This window comes from Vibrio sp. 811 (genome assembly GCF_033339195.1).
Genome location: NZ_JAWOUB010000231.1, coordinates 1 through 846, shown reverse-complemented (window position 1 = coordinate 846; position 846 = coordinate 1). Strand labels below are relative to the sequence as shown.

1 protein-coding gene is annotated in these 846 nt (G+C 43.1%); it reads left to right on the top strand.

Annotated elements, in window-relative coordinates:
• A partial coding sequence (locus R7Q46_RS26025; RefSeq protein WP_318078061.1) for a L,D-transpeptidase family protein occupies positions 1-668 on the top strand: 668 nt, incomplete at its 5' end.
• Positions 669-846: the final 178 nt, after the last annotated feature.

Below are 846 nucleotides of genomic sequence, written 5' to 3'. Positions count from 1 at the left end.
TGAACGTGCCGGGTTATGAAGTTACGTACTGGCATGATGGTCAGCCACTGTTTGAATCAAAAGTTGTGGTTGGTCGAGCTTCAAGAAAAACCCCAATCATGACGGGAACGCTAGATTCGGTGATCTTAAATCCTACTTGGAATGTGCCTTGGAAAATCATGGTGAAAGACATTATTCCAAAAGTGAAACGCAATCCGATGTATTTAATGGAACATAACATTCAAATCATCCGTTCTTGGACGTCGCGTGAAATCATCGATCCAACCACGATCAACTGGGCAACAGTTAATCCAAGAACGTTCCCGGACCGCGTGCGTCAGGCGTCTGGTTCGCACAATGCGTTGGGTTTGTACAAATTCAACATGCCGAACCCACAAGCCATATATCTACACGACACGCCGAGTAAAAACTTGTTCCAACAAGATAGAAGGGCGTTTAGCTCGGGTTGTGTTCGAGTAGAAAACGCCGATCAACTTGCAGAGCTTCTGTTCAAAACTCAAGGTTTGGAAGAGCGTTTAGAGAAAAAGCGGGAAAGCGCTCGTTCATCAACGACTTCGGTGCCACTAGGGGAACGTATTCCGGTACACATCATCTACCAAACAGCTTGGTTGGAAGAAGGTACGCTGTATTACCGAGATGACATCTACAAATACGACCATCAAGGCTAAGCCTGCCATGGCTCGTAAATTTAAGAAAATTTACAATTCTAAAAAATCGTTTTCTGTTCAATAAGTAAACAAAAATTTTAGCGCGACTTCGATATTCCGGACCAATTTATGCATTTGACGAGATAAATTGGTTTCGGTATCGTCCGCTTTCTTTGTTTAGTAATTGAGCAGTGTTTTT